The organism is Gordonia jinghuaiqii, assembly GCF_014041935.1.
Taxonomy (GTDB): Bacteria; Actinomycetota; Actinomycetes; order Mycobacteriales; family Mycobacteriaceae; genus Gordonia; species Gordonia jinghuaiqii.
In genome coordinates, this window is record NZ_CP059491.1 from 2024849 (window position 1) to 2043025 (window position 18177).

Sequence of the window (18177 nt, forward strand, 5' to 3'; positions counted from 1 at the left end):
GATGCCTCGTCATCCACTTGCCGCCCAGGTCGAGAGCTCGCACAGTGGGTGCACCGGCCGGACTCGCGGGCGGCGCAGGCGCCACCGGCGATCCGGAATGAACTGTGACCCACCATACATATTGGGTCTGGCGACCCAGTACGAACTCCACATTTGCGAACCCCGGCCTTCTTCTCGGAGTCCATCGTCTCGACGGTGACGTAAGTTACACCGGCTGGGGACTCAGCGGGACCGGTCGCGGCGTGGACGGTCCTCGGCGGACTTCGTCTCGTCCTCGCGCGCGCCGAGGCGCGCGGTCAGTTCGTCGAGCAGGTCGTCGAGCTCTTTGCGCAGGTAGTCGCGGGTCACCGTGTCGCCGACGGCCAGCCGGACCGCGGCGAGTTCGCGCGCCAGGAACTCGGTGTCGGCCTTGGTCTGGGCGGCGCGGAGCCGGTCCTCCTCGAGCGAGACCCGGTCGCGGTTCTCCTGCCGGTTCTGCGCGAGCAGGATCAGCGGCGCCGCGTAGGCCGCCTGGGTGGAGAACGCCAGGTTGAGCAGGATGAAGGGGTACGGGTCCCATCGGATGCTCACCGCGACGAGGTTCAGCGCGATCCACACGATCACGATGACGGTCTGGATCGCCAGATAGCGTCCGGTCCCGAGGAAGCGGGCCACTCGTTCGCTGTACATCCCGACGACGTCGGAATCGAGGTTGAACGAGATCGTGCGCCGCGTGCTGGGCGTGTCGAGCTTGCGTCCGTGTTCGCTCATCGGACCGGCACCTGTGGGCCGTCCTCGGGCTCGGTCTCACGCCAGTCGCGCGGCAGGATCTCGTCGAGGAGATCGTCGACGCTCACCGCGCCGAGCAGGTGGCCGGCCTCGTCCACGACGGGGCCGCAGACCAGGTTGTAGGTCGCGAAGTACCGCGTCATCGTCTCCAGTGAGTCCTCGGGGTGCAATTGGGCCAGATCGGTGTCGAGAATCCCGCCGACGAGGTGGGCCGGCGGTTCCCGGAGCAGCGCCTGCAGGTGCACGCAGCCGAGGTACTTGCCGGTGGGCGTCGCCGTCGGCGGCCGGACGACGAACACGATGCTCGCCGCTGCCGGGGTGAGGTCGGGATTGCGGACGCGGGCGAGCGCCTCGGCGATCGTGGTGGACGGGGTGACGACGATCGGCTCCGATGTCATCACACCGCCTGCGGTGTCGGGGGAGTGCAACAGGAGCCGACGGACCGGTTCGGATTCCTCGGGGTCCATCTCCTCGAGCAACGCCTCGGCCTCGGTGTCGGGCAGTTCGCCGAGGAGGTCGGCCGCATCGTCGGGGTCCATCGCCTCGAGGATGTCGACGGCGCGATCGCGACCGAAGGCGGCCAGCATCTCGGTCTGGTCGTCGGGCGGTAGTTCCTGCAGGACGTCGGCGAGGCGTTCGTCGTCGAGTGCGGTGGCGATCTCGTAGCGCCGCTTGGCGGGTAGCTCCCGCAGCGCGTTGGCGACGTCGGCGGCCCGCATCCCCTCGAACTGCAGCAGCGCCTGGGCGACCCCCTGGCCGGGAAGGTTCAGCGCGCTCTGCGTGATGCCGTGCACGCTGGACCATTCCACGACGGCCGTCTCATGCCTGCGACGCAGCCCGCGGCGCCCCGCGCGCACGGCGACGCGGGAGACCACCCAGTCGCGCGTACGGGTGCGTTCGATACCGAGATCGATCACCGTGACATCGGCGTCGGCGAGCTCGGGGTGGTCGGGATCGACGACCCGCACGCGGGTGTCGAGGACCTGACCGATCGCCAGCGCCTCACCGGGGCGCAGGTGCAGCCTGCGCAGGCTCACGGTGCCGGTGTTGAGCGCCACCGCCTGCGGCTCGATCGCGGTCACCCGCAGCATCGGCACGAAAATCCTTCGGCGCGTTGTCAACTCGACGGCCAGTCCCAGAGCTCGTGGTTGTTGCCCGGACAATCGGATCGAGATCACCACGTCGCGGACCCGGCCGATGGACTCGCCATCGGGACCAAGGACGGCCAATCCGACTAATCTGGCCACGAACACCTTGCTCACCGACGACATGGGAGTAAGGGTAGTGCCAAGGGCAGCGACACCCTTCAACGACGGCAACGCCGGATGTCGACATCGACCAGAAAGGCCCGACATGACGAATCCCATGCGCCCGAGCCGGGAGACGCCGGGCTTGCCGACCCCGCCCAAGGGCTGGCCGATCGGTTCATACGGGACCTATGCCGAAGCCCAGCGTGCGGTCGACTACCTGTCCGACGAGAACTTCACCGTCCAGGACGTCACCATCGTGGGCGTCGACCTCATGCAGGTCGAGCGCGTCATCGGGCGGCTGACGTGGGGCAAGGTCATCGGGGGCGGGCTGGTGTCGGGCGCGTGGCTCGGCTTCTTCTTCGGCTGTCTCGTGGCGCTGGTGTTCACCGGGTCGCCCATCGCGCCGATCCTCGTCGGCATCGTCGGCGGCATGGTGTTCGGTGTGATCTCCGCGACGATTCCGTACGCGGCGACGCGCGGTCAGCGCGACTTCGCCTCGACGATGCAGTTGGTCGCCGGACGCTATGACGTGCTGTGCGACCCCAAAAGCGCAGAGAAAGCGCGTGACATGCTCGCCCGCCTGAGCTTCTGAGATCCGGTCCCGCGTCCGGACACGGCGGGATCACAATCCCGGGCGGAGTGGCACGCCCATGCCGAATGTGTTGCATGTCACGAATCGCGACGTATAGCGTGGCTGTTCGGACGCTCACGGTGGAGCACCTTGCGTGTTTCGCCGCGTACGACATCGAGGAGGCTGCGTGCGGAGCAGGGTCAGCACTGACGGATTGGGCAGCACCGAGAGATCGGACGGAAGGGATGGGCCGCGCGCGCGGCGGTCGGGTTCCCGAACCCCAAGGCGGATAAGACGAAAAGTCCTCGCCGCGGCGGTGGCGGCCGCGGCCGTGCTACCGGTGATGTCGGCGTGCAGCTCGGGATATGAAGCGGGCGTGCTCAACTTCTACCCGCCGGCCGACGGCGCCGACACCTTCGCCGAGATCGCCGACAAGTGTTCGGCGGACTCCGGTGGTGCCTTCAAGGTCCTGACGACGCCGCTGCCCAAGGGCGCCGACGACCAGCGACTGCAGCTCGCCCGTCGTCTCGCGGGCAACGACTCCGGTCTCGACCTCATGGGCATGGACGTGGTGTGGACGGCCGAATTCGCCGACGCGGGCTGGATGGTCCCGGTGCCCGACGCGATGGCCGCGGAGGTCTCCGCACGCACGCTCGGCGGGCCGCTGGACACGGCCGTGTGGAAGACCGCCGACGATGAGCGCGAACGTCTCTACGCCATCCCGTTCTCCACCAACACCCAGTTGCTCTGGTACCGCAAGGACGTGCTGATCGACAAGGTCGACACCCGGCGCCCGGCGTCGACCTGGGACGGCATGCTCGAAGACGCGCTGATCAGCGGCCGCAACGGCGGGCCGACCTACATCATGGTGCAGGGCAGGCAATATGAGGGCCTGATGGTGTGGTTCAACTCGGTGCTCGCCAGCGCCGGCGGCCAGATCGTCGACCCGGAGAACCCGGACAAGGTCACCCTCAATGACACCCCCGAACACCGCGCGGCCACCGTTCGCGCACTCGAAACCCTCAAGAAGGTGGCGACGGCGCCCGGCGCCGATCCCTCGTTGACCAACTCCGACGAGAGCGCGTCGCGTCTGGGCATGGAGAGCGGTAAGGCGCTGTATCAGGTCAACTGGCCGTTCGTCTTCGCCGGCATGCGGGAGAATGCGGTCGCGGGAAGCGTTCCCTACCTTGACCTCTCGCAGTACTCGTCACTTTTCGCCGACAAGAACAACCCGCCTTCGGATGCGAAGCTGGTACCGGTCAACCGGGACATGCAGAAGGTCTTCGACTTCGCGCCGTATCCGGGTTTCGAGGGGTTGCCGACGAAGACGACGCTCGGCGGCATCAACATCGCGGTCGCGAGCACCTCCAAGCAGCAGGAGCTGGCTTACCGTGCGGCCGAGTGCATCACCGACGAGGCGTCGCAGAAGGCGTTCTCCTTCGGTGCGGGACCGCCGCCGGTCATCGAATCCATCTACGACGACGCCGATTTCCGTATCGCGTATCCGATGGCCGAGGACATCAAGCGGCAACTGCAGCCCGACCATGCGGCACTGCGTCCCAAATCGCCTGATTACCAAGCGATCTCGACACTGCTCCAGGCCAAGCTGAGTCCGGTCGGGGCGTGGGAGCCGCAGGCCTTGGTCGACGAGCTCGCCGAGGCGGTCCAGACGGCCATCGACGGGGAAGGGCTGATCCCTTGAGCGAGAACAACACACCGGGCGGCGCACCGGACGAGCAGGATCCCGGCCGGACCACCGGCCCCGACGCCTCCGACGAGGCCGCGTTCCGCTCGGGCCGCCATGCGCTGCCCGATGACGCCCCCGCCCAGACCGGACCGATCCCGATCGTCGGGAACACGCCGCCGGTGCAATCCGATCAGGTCTGGACACCGCCGCCCGGCGGACGCCACGAGGCCGATGCGGGCGCGGCGCCCGCCACGCCCGTGGGAATGTCGAAGGGTGCCTCGCCGGCCGTTTCCGGTTCGTCGGCCCCCACGGCTGCCGGTGCCACCGCGGTGATCGACCGGCCGCGCACCGATCCGGCACCGGCCAAGCCGCGCAAGCGCAGCGAGGGCAAGTCTGCGGAGCGTCGGCTGGCGTTCTGGCTCGTCGCGCCCGCCGCGCTGATGATGCTGCTGGTCACCGGCTACCCGATCCTCTACGCGGTCTGGTTGTCGCTGAACAAGATGAGCCTCTCGGCGCCGGGTGAACGCGAGTTCGTCTGGTTCGCCAACTACGCGACGGTCCTCACCGACAACTACTGGTGGACGGCCTTCAGCGTGACGGTCGGCATCACGGTGGTGTCGGTGATCATCGAACTCATCCTGGGCATGGCGATAGCACTCGTCATGCATCGGACGATCTTCGGCCGCGGCACGATCCGCACCACGGTCCTCATCCCGTACGGCATCGTGACGGTGGCGGCGGCGTTCTCCTGGTACTACGCGTGGACACCGGGCACCGGATACCTCGCGAACCTGTTGCCCGACGGCAGCGCACCGCTCACCGAGCAATGGCCGTCGCTGGCGATCATCGTCCTGGCCGAGGTGTGGAAGACGACACCGTTCATGGCGTTGCTGTTGCTGGCGGGTCTCGCGCTCGTCCCCGACGACCTGCTCAAGGCCGCCCAGGTCGACGGTGCCGGAGCCTGGACGAGGCTGTGGCGCATCATCCTTCCGCTGATGAAGCCGGCCATCCTGGTCGCGGTGCTGTTCCGCACGCTCGACGCGTTCCGCGTGTTCGACAACATCTACGTGCTGACCAGCGGCTCCAACAGCACCTACTCGGTGTCGATGTTGGGTTACGACAACCTGTTCGGGGCCTTCAACCTGGGCGTCGGATCGGCGATCTCGATCCTGATCTTCGTGTGTGTGGCCATCATCGCGTTCGTGTTCATCAAGGGGTTCGGCACCGCCGCACCGGGTTCCGACACCGAGGGGAGGTAAGCCGTTGAATACGAGCGGAAAGTCCAAGGCGTGGTGGTCGATCGCCAACATCCTGGTGATCCTGTACGCGCTCATCCCGCTGCTCTGGATCATCAGCTTGTCGTTCAAGCCGGCCAGCAGCGTGACCGACGGCAACTTCATCCCGACCGAGTTCACTCTCGACAACTACAAGAGCATCTTCGAGACCAGCGCCTTCACCTCGGCGCTCATCAACTCGATCGGCGTCGGTCTCATCACCACCGTCATCGCGGTGCTCCTGGGCACCATGGCCGCCTATGCGGTGGCCCGCCTGGAGTTCCCCGGCAAGAAGGTCCTGATCGGGGCCGCGTTGCTGATCGCGATGTTCCCCCAGATCTCGCTGGTGACCCCGCTGTTCAACATCGAGCGGCGTCTCGGGCTGTTCGACACGTGGCCCGGCCTGATCCTGCCGTACATCACCTTCGCCCTCCCGCTCGCGATCTACACGTTGTCGGCCTTCTTCCGCGAGATCCCGTGGGAGCTGGAGAAGGCGGCCAAGATGGACGGCGCCACCCCGTGGCAGGCCTTCCGCAAGGTCATCGCGCCGCTCGCCGCTCCCGGCGTCGTGACAGCGGCCATCCTGGTGTTCATCTTCGCCTGGAACGACCTGCTCCTGGCCCTGTCGCTGACATCGACCGAACGCGCGATCACCGCCCCGGTGGCCATCGCGAACTTCACCGGTAGCTCTCAGTTCACCGAACCCACCGGCTCGATCTCGGCGGCCGCGGTGGTCATCACCATCCCCATCATCATCTTCGTGCTCTTCTTCCAACGTCGAATCGTGGCCGGTCTCACCTCCGGCGCCGTGAAGGGATAACCCATGGCAGACATCGTTCTTGACAACGTCACCAAGAAATATCCCGACGGCTCCACCGCGGTGCACGGAGTGGACATCGAGATCGCCGACGGCGAGTTCGTGATCCTCGTCGGTCCGTCGGGTTGCGGAAAGTCGACCACCCTCAACATGATCGCCGGCCTCGAGGACATCACCTCGGGAGAGCTGCGGATCGCCGGGGAACGGGTCAACGAGCGTGCGCCCAAGGACCGCGACATCGCCATGGTGTTCCAGAGCTATGCGCTCTATCCGCACATGTCGGTGCGGGAGAACATCGCGTTCCCGCTGACCCTGGCGAAGATGTCGAAGGACCAGATCGCGGCGAAGGTCGACGAGGCCGCCCGCATCCTCGACCTCGGGCCGTACCTCGACCGCAAGCCGGCCAACCTCTCCGGTGGTCAGCGTCAACGCGTCGCGATGGGACGCGCGATCGTGCGGTCGCCCAAGGCATTCCTGATGGACGAGCCCCTGTCCAACCTCGACGCCAAGCTGCGTGTGCAGATGCGCACCGAGATCTCCCAGTTGCAGCAACGTCTCGGTACCACCACGGTCTACGTCACCCACGACCAGACCGAGGCCATGACCCTCGGTGACCGCGTCGTGGTGCTGCGCGGCGGATACGTGCAGCAGATCGGTACACCGCAGGAGCTGTACAACAATCCCACCAACGTCTTCGTCGCGGGTTTCATCGGCTCGCCGTCGATGAACTTCCTCGCCGGCCGGCTCGGGACCGACGGCATCGAGACCGCGATCGGGACCATCGCCCTCGACGACCACCGTGCGGTGGTCTCACGCGCGGGTGACGTCGGCAGCGGCGGCGACGTGCTGATCGGAATCCGTCCCGAACACCTCGAGGACGCCTCGCTCGTCGACCCGACGACGCGCGGCCACGGTGCCACGTTCACGGCGAACATCGACGTGCTGGAGTCGATGGGCTCGGACATCTACGCCTACTTCAACATCGGGTCCTCCCGGGCGACGAGCGATGCGCTCACCGAGCTGTCCGCGGATTCCGGCACCGACCTCGGCGGCAACCAGCTCATCGCGCGTCTGTCCCCGGACTCCAAGGTCACCCGCGGGACGACGGCCGAGCTGTTCTACGACGCGTCGAAGATCGCAGTGTTCGACCAGAGCTCGGGGGCCTCGCTGCGCGTCCGCTGATTCGCGCGGGTCAGCGCCGCCGCCGGGAGTGGTCGAGGAGTTCGTCGAAGACGTGCTCGTCCCAGATGTGCCTGCGCACCAGCCGGTATCGTTCGCACGCGACCCACAGGTAGAGTTCGGCGTCGCTGTCGAGGTCGGGCCGGATGCCGGCCCGGCGTGCCATGCGCACCACGGGCAGGAACTCCTCGCCGAACCACCGGCGGCCCACCTCGGTGCGGCTGAGGAATTCGCCGATCTCCTGACTCAGCCGGAATCCCCACGCCTCGACGTTCTCGGCGAGTTCGGCGTAGTCGAAGGGATCGACGAGCCGGATCGCCTCGGCCTGCGAACCGGTCAGCGGCACCCGCGACAGGAACAGGCGTCGATGGTCCTTGAGGATCAGGTCCGACGGCGCGTTGATGCCCTCGGGGGAGATCCGGGTGTGGATCTCGGTGACGTAGGCGTCGATGGTGACGTGGTTGCGGGCGATGGCTATCGACACCCGGTGATGGCCGTCGATGACGAAGTGCATGGAGCCGATGCGGTACAGCTGGACCGGCGGCACCGATTCGCCGCGTCGCTGTGCGGCGGCGAGACGCTGCCAGCGTTCGCGGACACGTGAGGACTTGGGCCGGAAGTAGCGGTCGAAATCCTTGGTGCGGTCGACACTTCCGACGATCGAGGCCACCTCGACCACCTGGAGCCCCAGGAAGGTCTCACCGGTGCGGCCGAGCGCGGCGACCACCTCGTCGAACGGCAGGATCGTGTTGACGTCGGCGGGTTGCCGCATGAACCACTGTGCGAGACGGGCGCGTTCGGCCTGACGCCGCAGCCGGGCGAAATCGTTCTCGGCGTCGGCGTCGGGAAAGCCGGTGTCACGCGCCATGTCTCCGCCTCACGATGTCTATGTCCCGGGTCGCCGGATCGATGTCGAACTGGCAGTACCCGACCACGTTCATCGACGTCGTCGACTCACCGATCGGCAGATCCTCGGGCCGGGTGCCGTACGGATGGACGTGGCCGTGTACGAGCACCGCCGGTTTCAGTGACCGCACCAGCGGGTGGAAACAGTCGAAACCGCGGTGGGGGGCGTCGTCACCGTCGCCGACCCCGCGTGCCGGGCTGTGCGTCAGGAGTATGTGCGGGCGCGCGGTGTTGCGCAGCGCGGCGGTGCAGCGCAACCGCATCGATCGGAGCCGCTGCTGGGTGTCGGTGTACTGGTTGGTGCCGTCGTTGTAGCGGCGGGAACCGCCGAGACCGCTGATGCGCAGACCCGCGACGGTCACCGTCCGTCCGTCCGCGTTGATCGCGCCGCGCGGTCCGGGGTCGGCGCTGGGGAGTCCGGCGCGGGTCCAGCCGGTGCGTCCGCGCCGGTACCCGCGCAGGTCGCGGTCGTGGTTGCCCGGCACGAAGACGCACGGCGCATCGCACAGCGACGAGAGGATCTCCAGGTAGTCGAACGGCAGGTCGCCGGCGCCGAGGATGAGGTCTGGCCGGGCGTCGATCCCGACTCCGTAGGTGAGAGAGTCCACCACCTCATCGGCGACCGCGAGAACCCGAACCATCAGACCAGGCTAGATGAGCCTGCGAGGCAGGCGCAGCGGGTCGACTAGCCTGGCAGGGGTGAGTGACGTGGTGACCGAGGTCGTCGGGCGGTACCTGAAGGAACGGCTGGGAGTCGATCCGCAACGGGCGTCGGTGACGTTCCTGGGGGTCGAACCGATCGATGTCCTGCGTTTCGCCGCCGTCGAGACCCCCGCCGTCGATACCCCCGCAGGCGAGATCCCCGCCGTCGATGCCCTGCCCGCCGGCCAGGTGCTCTATGTGACGTCGGGGTGCGCCCGGCACCCGATGGCCGACCCGACCGATCTGCACGCCGATCCGGTGCGGGGCCCGCGAGCCGAACTCGTGGTCCGTATGCGCGCGGGCGTCCCGCTGCCCGGTCTGCACAAGAGGATGGCGACGATGGCCGCGGCGCCCGCCGTCGAGGGCCTCATCCTCGCCGCCGATGCCCTCGTGGATCTCGGTGAGCCGCTGTGGGACGGGGCCGCGTTCACGGCCGTGTTGCTCGAGGCGGACGATCTCGGCGAGATCGTGTTGCCCGAGCCGATGGACCCGGTCCGGATGCTGCGCGCGGTACCCATCACCGCCAACGAGGCGGCCTGGGTACGGCTGAAAGGGGCGGACGCGCTGCGCGACGCGTGGCGCGAGGCCGGTATCGACGTGACCCGGCCGGATCGGGCTGCCGCCACCCCGAGCTGATGTCGACGTGTAGCGACACAGATGTAGAGGCACAGATGTAGGCGACACCGATGCGCAGAGGTTTCGGAACGAAGCCCCGAGGGAACGATTGAGCACGGGGAAGCGCGGCTTCCCAGGAGACTCCAGTGGTCTGGGAAGGGTAGGGCGCATGATTTCACTCGCAGCGGCAAGCATCGGTTCGACGGTCCGGCGGTGGTGGGCGTGACGCTGATCTCGGAGTCGCGGACCCCGGTGTCGGGATCGTCGACGATCACCGGTTCCGACCTCGACGTCTACCTCCCGCAGCAGGACACGGAGCTGCTGATCGACGTGGTGCGTGCGCAGGGAGTCGCCGGCTCACGTGTCGTGGATCTGTGTACCGGTAGCGGAGCGATCGCGATCGCCGCGGCCGGAATGGGTGCCGCCGAGGTCACCGCCGTCGACGCCTCGGCGGACGCGGTCGCCTACGCGCGCCGCGCGGCCGCCGACGCCGGGGTCTCGGTGAACGTCCGGCAGGGCGATCTGGCCATGCATGTGGGTCGCTACGACGTCGTCACCTGCAATCCCCCCTATGTCCCCACCCCGCCGGTCACCGACGCCGACCTTCATCCGGCGGGACCCTCGCATGCGTGGGACGCCGGCGTCGACGGACGCGCGGTGCTCGACCCGCTGTGCGCGCACGTCCCGGAGCTGCTCGTCCCCGGCGGTGTGCTGCTGCTGGTGCACTCGGAGTTCGCCGACGCGGAGGCCTCGCTGCAGGCGTTGCGCGACGGCGGGCTGACGGCCGAGGTCGTCGCGGAGAAGTTCATCCCGTTCGGTCCGGTGCTGAGCGCACGCGCGGAATGGCTCGAAGGGCTCGGACTGCTGGAGCCGGGACGACGGGTCGAGCGGCTGGTGGCGATCGCCGCTGTCGCGCCCAGCGCAGGCAGCGGCACCGACGGGAACCTCCGGTGACGCGGGGAGGACGCAGGTGACGACCGGAGAATCGATCGCGCAGGAGCCGCCGACCGGGAAGCGGACCGGGGTGCGCGTGGTCCGCGGAGGGCCGGTACTCGTCGAGGGGCCGGTCGACATCGAGCTGCCCGACGGCACCCGCGTGCAGTCCGACCGCTTCATGGTCGCGGTCTGCGCCTGCGGCCGCAGCAAGACCTATCCGCTGTGCGATACCAGCCACCGCAGACGCAGGCGGCGCCCGGCCGACTAGCTCCGGGCGCCCTCAGATACCCGGGAAGGCGCTCTCGCCGCGCTCCCAGGCCGCCATCACGTGCCGTTCCAGGGCGTCTTCGACGAACAGGAACGCGCGGATGCCGAAGATCACGTCGACCTCGGTGTCCGGCTCGGACCGGATCAGGTCGCCGACGACGTCGGTGCGCAGGATCTGCTCGTGGACGGCGTCGGCCTCGACGTGCTCGCGGTAGAAGTGGCGGCACTCCTCGGGAGCGTCGAGCCGTTCCAGGCCGGCCAGCAAGCGTTGCGACCCGGGTGACGAGGTGATCTCGGTGGCCGCGAGGTGACCGACCGCGGCACCGCGGTACCGACGGTGCAGGCCGAACAGCGACATGAGGTTGACCGGCGTCAATGCCACCCCGGGCACGGTGTCGAGGTAGCCGAGGTAGTCGGCGGAGAGGTCCGACGCGCGCAGCAGGTCGGCGAAGAGTTCCTGGTGCACCGCATCTCCGCGACCGCCGCCGAACTCGTCGAACTCCACTGCCACGAAGGCGGCCTTCGCGTGTCCGCGCAGGCGCGGGATCGCCCACGCGTGCGGATCGGCCTCCTTGAGGTGATAGAGGGATCGCAGGGCGAACATCTGCCGGTACTGCTCCCACGTCCCCGTGTCCCGGAGATGGTACGAGGCGCCCTCGCCGTCGGGGTTCTCGATGCACAACTCGTCCATCTCGTGCCCGGCGGTGTCCTCCTCGCCGGCCGCGGGGACGTCTCGGTCCAGCGCGGCGAGGAAACGGCGTTCGAGTTCGGCGCGCACCGCCAGCAACGCCGGATGCCATTCCCAGGTGACGTCCGCGTCGGCGAATCCCACGTAGTGCATCTCGTAACAGACGTAGAGCGCCAATTGCAGGTCGTCGCCGTAGGGGTCGGCCTCGGACACGTGGCCGGTGATCTCGGACCGGGCCGGGGCGTCGGGGTCGGATCGGAGCAGTTCGATCACGGCCTGCGACAACGGGCCGCGCGCACCCGGAAGATCCGGTCGCCGCAGCACCGCGCCGCGCGTCGGCGTGTGGTCGACGATCATCTCTGCTGACACCAGGTGTCCTCCTGTCGCTTTCCGCGGATCGTTCTCGTGCTGAATCGTCCGCGGCTGTGTCCCCCGGGTAGCCGAAACCGGCGGCGGGCAAACGCACCACCCCGAAGGTGTGATCGTCCTCCCAGGATATGGCAGGTCTGCGGAACTCAGCCGAGCCCGGCCCGCAGCTCGTCGTCGAGCGAGGCGCGGACGAGTGCGGCGGCGAGCACCTCGGGCCGTCCGCCGGCGAGACCGGCGAGTTCGTCCGGATCGTCGGGGAGTCCGAGGTCCCGTGCCGCGGACAGCGCGCGCTTGTCGAAATGCGGCGCCACCCAGTTCCACACCGACTGGACCTCGCGCAGGAAGATGTCGGCGCCGACCGGGCCGATGCCGGTGAACTCCTGCAACGACTTCGCCGCGCGGGTGGCGTCGGAGTCGGCCGCACGCGCCAGTTCGCGGAGGTCGCCGTGGTAGTCGTCGAGGACTTTTCGCCCGGCCTGCACGAGCCGGGTGGCGGTGCTCTCGTCGTAGCGGACGTAACGCCCGCGGCCCAGGGCCGCGACCAGGCTCTGCCGGTGGGCGTGGGCCATCTTCTCCGGGGTGCGGAAACCGGCGGCGAACAGCTCACGGGCGGCGGCCACCGCGATGCCGGCCGAGATCCGGGTACTCAGCAACAGCGCCAGTACGAGGAGTTCGAACAACGGTGCCGGGGTGTCCTTCAGCGCGATCCCGGCTTCGTCGGCATAGGTGCGTCCGGCGCGGTCCAGCAACGTCGAGACGATCTGCGTCGCGTCGTGGTCGCGGGTCATCGAAAGCCCTTCTCGTCGCGGGTCAGGTCGTCGGGTCAGGGGCGTCGCGGTCGCGGGTTGTCGCAGGCCGGCCTCACAGCCAGTGGCTGCGGCGGAAGACCACGAACAACAGGGTGCACAAGGAGACCAGGACGCCGAGGACCACGGGGTAACCCCAGGGCTGGTGCAGCTCGGGCATGTGGTCGAAATTCATGCCGTAGATGCCGGCGACCATGGTCGGCACCGCGGCGATCGCCACCCATGCAGAGATCTTGCGCATGTCGGTGGACTGCTGGATACCGACCTTCGCCGCGGCCGCCTGCAGCAGTGAGATGAGCAGGTCGTCGTATTCCAGTACCCGGTCGATGACGGTGGTGAGATGGTCGGCGACATCGCGGAAGTGACGGCGGATCTCTTTGGGCACCAAGGGGTTACCGCTGGCGGTGAGGCTCTGTAACGGGGCTGTCAGCGGGGTGACCGCACGGCGGAGCTCGAGCACCTCGCGACGCAGGACATAGACCGGGTCGATGTCGAGCGAGTGACTCTGCCTGCCGAAGACGGCCTCCTCGATCGCGGCGACGTCGACGTCCATCCGGTCGGTCACCGCGAGGTAGCTGTCGACGACCTTGTCGGCGATGGCGTGCAACACCGCGGTGGGACCGAGCGCGAGTCGGTCGGGCATGCTCTCGAGGCGACGCCGCAGCTCCGACAGCTCGGTGTGCTCGCCATGACGCACCGTCAGGACGAAGTCGGGGCCGACGAAGATCATGATCTCGCCGGTCTCGACCACCTCGCTGGCCTTGACCATCGAGTCGTGCTCGACATAGGCCACCGTGCGCAGCACCAGGAACTGGGTGTCGTCGTACACCTCGAGCTTCGGCCGCTGATGAGCGTGCACGGCGTCTTCGACGACGAGTTCGTGGAGACCGAATGTCGCGCCAACATCGGCCATCTGCGCGTCGTCGGGGGCGTGCAGTCCGACCCACACGAAACCCTCACCGGTCTCGCGGACCCGCTCGAGCCCCTCGGCGTAGCCGACACGTCCGGGTTCTCGGTGGCCGTTGACATAGATCGCGGAGTCCACGACCGCCCGGGCCACGGGCACACGGAGTTGAGGCAGCGGGCGCCGCTCGCGGCGCGGGGGGAGGCCGCGTGGACCGGGCCGGGGGATCGAGGACACGGTTGCCGATCGTACCCGCGGCCCTCGTACAATCCCGAGGTGTCCTTCGACGTCACCGTGTACACGACCACGTTGATCACGCTGATCGTCATCATGGACCCGCCCGGTCAGATCCCGATGTTCCTCAGCCTGGTCGGTCAGCGATCACCCGAGTACCGCCGCCGTGCGGCGTGGCAGGCGCCCATGGTGAGTCTGCTGGTGATCAGCGTGTTCGCGATCGGCGGCAAGGCGATCCTGAGCTATCTGCACATCGGCATCCCCGCCCTCCAGGGCGCGGGCGGACTGCTGCTGTTGCTCGTGGCGCTGCAGTTGCTGACCGGCCTGGGCAATGTCGGCGATCCCAAGGCCTCCGACGACGTCAACGTCGCACTCGTCCCGCTGGGTACCCCGCTGCTCGCGGGGCCGGGCGCCATCGCGGCGGTCATCGTGCAGGTCAGTGCCGTCGACGGCGGGGCAGGCGGTTATCTGGCCATCGCCGCGGCGATCATCAGCGTGCATCTGGTGGTGATGCTGGTGCTGCGGTATGCGACGGCCCTGATCCGCGTTCTCGGTGTCGGCGGCATCACCCTGCTGGCGAAGATCGCCGGTCTGTTGCTCGCCGCGATCGCGGTGCAGCTCATCGCCGACTCCGTGATGGGCTTCGTCGCCGAGGGCGCGTGAGCCCTCGAGTGCCGGGCACTGTCGGTCGAGGGGCGGCTACGGTGGCAGGGTGCGAAAACGTCTCGTCGGCAAACGACTTGTCGCGGTGGCCGGACTGCTCCTCGTGCTGGCGGTGGTGATCGCCGGTTGCACCGACGACACCCCGGCGCCCCGGGGGATCGTGATCGGTTCGTCCGAACAGCCCGCAATGCGGGTGATGGCCGAGGTGTACGCCGGCGCGCTACGGAACTCGGGCACACTCGTCTTCGCCGACCAGCTCAGGGGGGACGACGCCGAACTCCTCGACGAGATGGACCGCGCCGCGCTCGACCTGTTCCCGGCCTTCACCGGCGACCTGCTGTCGCTGCTGGCGCCGTCGTCGACCGCGGTCACCGCCACCGACGTCTACCACGACCTGAACCGTTCTCTGCCCCAGGGGGTTTCGGTCGGCGATGAAACCCCGGTATCGGCGGCCCCGCAGATCTTCGTCGCGACGTCACTGGCCGGGAGCGTCGACGCCACCGACCTCGAGGACTGTTCCCGCCTGCCGGCGGGCCTGCCGGTCGTCGCGGTCGACACCCCTGCGGAGTCGACGCTGCGTGCATTCGCCGCCGCGGGTTGCGCTTTCGGTCCGGTCGAGACGGTCGCGAGCACCGAGGACGTTCTCCGTCGCGCATCCGGAGGTGCCGCGGTCGGTCTGCTCACCCCGCTCGACCTTGCCGGCGAGGACGCCGAAGGCGCGTCGTCAGAGGTTCAGGCCCTGCGCAACTCGGCCGGGGGTGGCGCTTCGGCCGACAACCCGCCCACCGGTGCGCCGGCCACTGAAGCCGTACGGCCGGCGGACCGGTCGGGCCCGCGCGCCGAGGTTCTCGTCCCGGTGTTCCGGTCCGCGGCGTTCGGCCGCGAACAGGTCAAGACGATGAACAAGGTCGCCGGCGAGATCACCACCGCCGACCTGGCCACCATGGCCAGCCGCGTCGAGGCGGGTGCGGACCCACGGGACGTGGCCCTGAAGTGGCTCGGGGAGCACGGACTCTAGGGAGTCGCCGAGCCCGCGACCAGAGTCGCCACTGACTTTCGACGTCACTGGGCCTTCGACGTCACTGGGCCTTCGACAGGGCCCATCCGGTGAGCTTGGCGGAGACCCACTGGTACTTCGAGGCGACGATGCGAACCGACAGGTCGAGGATCTTGGCATCGGTGCCGACCAGGATGCGTGCCTTGTTCTTGCGTACGCCGTCGATGATGACGTCGGCGGCGTCCTCGCTGGTCATGCGGGCGAGGTAGCGGTCGAAGAACGCGGCGGTGGACTTCTGGTCGTGGTCGCCGGAGACGGTGGCGTTGCGGGCGATCGCGGTCTTGATGCCGCCGGGATGCACGCAGGTCACCTTCACCGGGTGCTTGGCGATGATCATCTCCTGGCGGAGCGCCTCGGTGAAGCCCCGGACCGCGAACTTCGCGGAGTTGTAGGCGGCCTGTCCGGGCTCGGCGAGCAATCCGAAGAGGGAGGAGGTGTTCACGATGTGACCGTCCCCGGAGGCGATCACGTGCGGCAGGAACGCCTTGGTGCCGTTGACGACGCCCCAGTAGTCGACGTCCATCACCCGCTCGATGTCCTTGAACTCGGTGCGTTCGATCTCGCCGTGATGGGCGATGCCCGCGTTGTTGAAGACCACGTTGACCACGCCGAAATGGTCCTTGACGGTGTCTGCGTAGGTCAGGACGGCTTCGCGCTCGGCGACGTTGAGCAGTTGCGAATGAACTTCTGCGCCGGTCTCTTTGACCAGCTGCTCGGTCACCGCCAGTCCATCGGGGGTGACGTCGGAGATGGCCAGGCGGGCACCTCTGCGGGCGAGTTTGATCGCCAGGTCACGGCCCATGCCCGAGCCGGCGCCGGTGATGACGACGACCTTGCCGGAAAAGTCCTTCATGTGTTGTCTCCTACGGGATCGTTGAGGCGGGGAGGTCGTGTCGCGGTCAGGCGTTCACTGCGGTGGGTTCACCGGCGGCCGAAGCGTTCTGTCCCGGCGTCGAGACGAGATGGGGCCGTGCTCCGCGGGTCACGTCGTAGGCGGCGACGTCGAAGTGCCGGGTCGTCTGTCGGTACGCGAAGGTGAAGCCCGGCCACAGCGTGGTGATGTTGCCGTTGGCGTCCTTGTACCAGGAGGCGCAGCCGCCGTTGACCCAGACGCTGTTGCGTAGCTTGTGCTGGATGCCCGCGTTGAACTCCTGTTGTGCGGTGAGCTTCACCTCCGTGCGAGTGATGCCCTGCGCCCGTACCGTTTTCAGATAGTCCACCAGGTAGTTCAGTTGCGACTCGATCATGTACACCATCGAGGTGTGGCCGAGTCCGGTCGACGGTCCGACCATCAGCATCATGTTCGGGAAGCCGTGCACGAACGATCCCTTGTATCCCTGCATGCCGATGTCGCCCCACACCTGCGCGAGGCTGCGGTCGTCCTTGCCGACGATCTTCTCGAACACCGGCGAGTCGGTGACGTGGAATCCGGTCGCGACCACGATGACGTCGACCTCACGGGTGGTGCCGTCCTTGGCCACGATCCCGGTCGGGGTGATCCGGTCGATCCCGTCGGTGACGAGGTCGACGTTGGGCCGGGCGAGCGCCGGGTACCAGTCGTTGGAGCGCAGGATGCGCTTGCAGCCGACCTGGAAGGTCGGGGTGGCCTTGCGGCGCAGCTCGGCGTCCCGGCCGATGCCGCGCAGGATGTTCGCGCGACACAGCAGCTCGACCGGCTTGAGTGCCTTGGGGGAGTAGGTCAGGCCGAAGGCGACCACCTCGTTGGCGGCGTAGATGCCGCCCCGGACGGCCGACTGGTAGCCGGGCACGTTCTTGAAGGCCCAGTGTTCGGTCTTGCTGTAGGGCCGCTCGGTGCGGGGGACGATCCACGGCGCGGTGCGCTGGTAGACGTCCAGACGGCCGGCGACCTTGGCGACTTCGGGAACCAGCTGGATAGCCGAGGCGCCGGTGCCGATCACCGCGACGCGCTGACCGGAGAAGTCGTGGTCGTTGTCCCAGCGGGCGGAGTGCACGATCTTGCCCTCGAAGGAGTCGATGCCCGCGATGTCGGGGAGGTTGGGCTCGCACAGCGGGCCGACGCCGCCGATCAGCACCCGGGCGCGTACCTGTTGGGTCTCGCCGTCCCGCTCGGTGTCGATGATCCAGCGGGCCTCGTCCTCGTTCCAGCGGGCGTTGGTGACCTCGGTGCCGAAGCGGGACCGCGAGGCGATGTCGTATTTGTCGGCGACCCCGTTGATGTAGTCGTGGATCTCGGGCTGATGCGAGTAGGACCTCGACCAGGTCGGGTTCTTGGCGAACGAATAGGAGTAGAGCTGCGACGGTACGTCGCAGGCGGCGCCGGGGTAGGTGTTGTCGCGCCAGGTGCCGCCGAAATCGCGACCGCGATCGAGGAGGACGAAGTCGTCGAAGCCGTTCTGCTTGAGGCGGACTGCCGCACCGAGACCCGAGAAGCCTGCACCGATGATGGCGATCTCTACATCGTTCGTTGTCATGGTGCCACCCTAAAGTGGTACTGAACACGTG

General features: G+C 68.0%; 19 protein-coding genes. 10 read left to right on the top strand and 9 right to left on the bottom strand.

Features of this window, described 5'->3' with window-relative positions; all coding sequences use genetic code 11:
- Positions 1-222: 222 nt before the first annotated feature.
- Together H1R19_RS09050 and H1R19_RS09055 are read right to left on the bottom strand one after the other, a co-directional pair.
- Positions 223-750: a DUF1003 domain-containing protein gene (locus H1R19_RS09050; RefSeq protein WP_219851248.1), complete on the bottom strand. Its 528-nt coding sequence runs from the start codon at positions 748-750 to the stop codon at positions 223-225.
- Complete coding sequence (locus tag H1R19_RS09055) at positions 747-2039, bottom strand: magnesium transporter MgtE N-terminal domain-containing protein (RefSeq protein WP_188331497.1); 1293 nt, start codon at positions 2037-2039, stop codon at positions 747-749. Before H1R19_RS09055 ends, H1R19_RS09050 begins: the two co-directional genes overlap by 4 nt.
- 82 nt (positions 2040-2121) lie before the next feature.
- On the opposite strand from H1R19_RS09055, the gene H1R19_RS09060 reads away from it, so the two are divergent.
- From H1R19_RS09060 to H1R19_RS09080, 5 genes are all read left to right on the top strand, one after another.
- Entirely contained in the window at positions 2122-2610 is a 489-nt protein-coding gene (locus H1R19_RS09060) for a YflT domain-containing protein (protein WP_188331496.1), read from the top strand.
- Between the two features lie 322 nt (positions 2611-2932).
- Positions 2933-4291, top strand: coding sequence for an extracellular solute-binding protein (locus H1R19_RS09065; RefSeq protein WP_219851568.1), 1359 nt, complete (start codon positions 2933-2935; stop codon positions 4289-4291).
- On the top strand, positions 4288-5535 hold the full coding sequence (locus H1R19_RS09070) for a carbohydrate ABC transporter permease (RefSeq protein WP_280527231.1): 1248 nt from the start codon (positions 4288-4290) through the stop codon (positions 5533-5535). The genes H1R19_RS09065 and H1R19_RS09070 overlap by 4 nt, the downstream gene beginning before the upstream one ends.
- Positions 5536-5539: 4 nt before the next feature.
- Positions 5540-6370, top strand: coding sequence for a carbohydrate ABC transporter permease (locus tag H1R19_RS09075; protein ID WP_188331495.1), 831 nt, complete (start codon positions 5540-5542; stop codon positions 6368-6370).
- 3 nt (positions 6371-6373) lie between these two features.
- The gene (locus H1R19_RS09080) at positions 6374-7549 is read left to right on the top strand and encodes an ABC transporter ATP-binding protein (RefSeq protein WP_219851249.1); all 1176 of its coding nucleotides are present in this window, start codon (positions 6374-6376) and stop codon (positions 7547-7549) included.
- Positions 7550-7559: 10 nt separating this feature from the next.
- Here the strand turns inward: H1R19_RS09080 and H1R19_RS09085 are convergent, their stop codons facing one another.
- Positions 7560-8414 (bottom strand): chromosome partitioning protein ParB, encoded by an 855-nt coding sequence (locus H1R19_RS09085; protein WP_188331493.1) that lies wholly within the window; start codon positions 8412-8414, stop codon positions 7560-7562.
- On the bottom strand, positions 8404-9093 hold the full coding sequence (locus tag H1R19_RS09090) for a metallophosphoesterase family protein (protein ID WP_219851250.1): 690 nt from the start codon (positions 9091-9093) through the stop codon (positions 8404-8406). The genes H1R19_RS09085 and H1R19_RS09090 overlap by 11 nt, the downstream gene beginning before the upstream one ends.
- 13 nt (positions 9094-9106) lie before the next feature.
- Here H1R19_RS09090 and H1R19_RS09095 point away from each other — a divergent pair, with 13 nt between their 5' ends.
- From H1R19_RS09095 to H1R19_RS09105, 3 genes are all read left to right on the top strand, one after another.
- Complete coding sequence (locus tag H1R19_RS09095) at positions 9107-9790, top strand: suppressor of fused domain protein (protein WP_188331491.1); 684 nt, start codon at positions 9107-9109, stop codon at positions 9788-9790.
- A gap of 201 nt (positions 9791-9991) precedes the next feature.
- Complete coding sequence (locus H1R19_RS09100; RefSeq protein WP_188331490.1) at positions 9992-10723, top strand: HemK2/MTQ2 family protein methyltransferase; 732 nt, start codon at positions 9992-9994, stop codon at positions 10721-10723.
- 16 nt (positions 10724-10739) lie between these two features.
- A complete protein-coding gene (locus H1R19_RS09105; RefSeq protein ID WP_244970926.1) occupies positions 10740-10973 on the top strand; it encodes a CDGSH iron-sulfur domain-containing protein in 234 nt (77 codons plus the stop codon).
- A 12-nt stretch (positions 10974-10985) separates the two neighbouring features.
- On the opposite strand, the gene H1R19_RS09110 is transcribed toward H1R19_RS09105, so the two are convergent.
- From H1R19_RS09110 to H1R19_RS09120, 3 genes are all read right to left on the bottom strand, one after another.
- Positions 10986-12017: an iron-containing redox enzyme family protein gene (locus H1R19_RS09110; RefSeq protein ID WP_188331628.1), complete on the bottom strand. Its 1032-nt coding sequence runs from the start codon at positions 12015-12017 to the stop codon at positions 10986-10988.
- Positions 12018-12175: 158 nt separating this feature from the next.
- Positions 12176-12817, bottom strand: a complete 642-nt coding sequence (locus H1R19_RS09115; protein WP_188331489.1) for an endonuclease — start codon at positions 12815-12817, stop codon at positions 12176-12178.
- 73 nt (positions 12818-12890) lie between these two features.
- Positions 12891-13976: a magnesium and cobalt transport protein CorA gene (locus H1R19_RS09120; protein WP_219851251.1), complete on the bottom strand. Its 1086-nt coding sequence runs from the start codon at positions 13974-13976 to the stop codon at positions 12891-12893.
- Between the two features lie 39 nt (positions 13977-14015).
- Here H1R19_RS09120 and H1R19_RS09125 point away from each other — a divergent pair, with 39 nt between their 5' ends.
- Positions 14016-14636, top strand: coding sequence for a MarC family protein (locus H1R19_RS09125; protein ID WP_188331487.1), 621 nt, complete (start codon positions 14016-14018; stop codon positions 14634-14636).
- Between the two features lie 49 nt (positions 14637-14685).
- Complete coding sequence (locus H1R19_RS09130) at positions 14686-15654, top strand: type 2 periplasmic-binding domain-containing protein (RefSeq protein WP_219851252.1); 969 nt, start codon at positions 14686-14688, stop codon at positions 15652-15654.
- Positions 15655-15715: 61 nt separating this feature from the next.
- Here H1R19_RS09130 and H1R19_RS09135 read toward each other — a convergent pair whose 3' ends face one another.
- Together H1R19_RS09135 and H1R19_RS09140 are read right to left on the bottom strand one after the other, a co-directional pair.
- The gene (locus H1R19_RS09135) at positions 15716-16546 is read right to left on the bottom strand and encodes an SDR family NAD(P)-dependent oxidoreductase (protein WP_219851253.1); all 831 of its coding nucleotides are present in this window, start codon (positions 16544-16546) and stop codon (positions 15716-15718) included.
- A gap of 46 nt (positions 16547-16592) precedes the next feature.
- On the bottom strand, positions 16593-18146 hold the full coding sequence (locus H1R19_RS09140) for a flavin-containing monooxygenase (protein ID WP_219851254.1): 1554 nt from the start codon (positions 18144-18146) through the stop codon (positions 16593-16595).
- Positions 18147-18177 lie beyond the last annotated feature (31 nt).

Coding starts and splice junctions, on each gene's coding strand:
- H1R19_RS09050 (WP_219851248.1), bottom strand. CDS start 750: ATGAGCGAACACGGACGCAAGCTCGACACGCCCAGCACGCGGCGCACG.
- H1R19_RS09055 (WP_188331497.1), bottom strand. CDS start 2,039: ATGTCGTCGGTGAGCAAGGTGTTCGTGGCCAGATTAGTCGGATTGGCC.
- H1R19_RS09060 (WP_188331496.1), top strand. CDS start 2,122: ATGACGAATCCCATGCGCCCGAGCCGGGAGACGCCGGGCTTGCCGACC.
- H1R19_RS09065 (WP_219851568.1), top strand. CDS start 2,933: ATGTCGGCGTGCAGCTCGGGATATGAAGCGGGCGTGCTCAACTTCTAC.
- H1R19_RS09080 (WP_219851249.1), top strand. CDS start 6,374: ATGGCAGACATCGTTCTTGACAACGTCACCAAGAAATATCCCGACGGC.
- H1R19_RS09085 (WP_188331493.1), bottom strand. CDS start 8,414: ATGGCGCGTGACACCGGCTTTCCCGACGCCGACGCCGAGAACGATTTC.
- H1R19_RS09090 (WP_219851250.1), bottom strand. CDS start 9,093: ATGGTTCGGGTTCTCGCGGTCGCCGATGAGGTGGTGGACTCTCTCACC.
- H1R19_RS09095 (WP_188331491.1), top strand. CDS start 9,107: ATGAGCCTGCGAGGCAGGCGCAGCGGGTCGACTAGCCTGGCAGGGGTG.
- H1R19_RS09110 (WP_188331628.1), bottom strand. CDS start 12,017: ATGATCGTCGACCACACGCCGACGCGCGGCGCGGTGCTGCGGCGACCG.
- H1R19_RS09115 (WP_188331489.1), bottom strand. CDS start 12,817: ATGACCCGCGACCACGACGCGACGCAGATCGTCTCGACGTTGCTGGAC.
- H1R19_RS09135 (WP_219851253.1), bottom strand. CDS start 16,546: ATGAAGGACTTTTCCGGCAAGGTCGTCGTCATCACCGGCGCCGGCTCG.
- H1R19_RS09140 (WP_219851254.1), bottom strand. CDS start 18,146: ATGACAACGAACGATGTAGAGATCGCCATCATCGGTGCAGGCTTCTCG.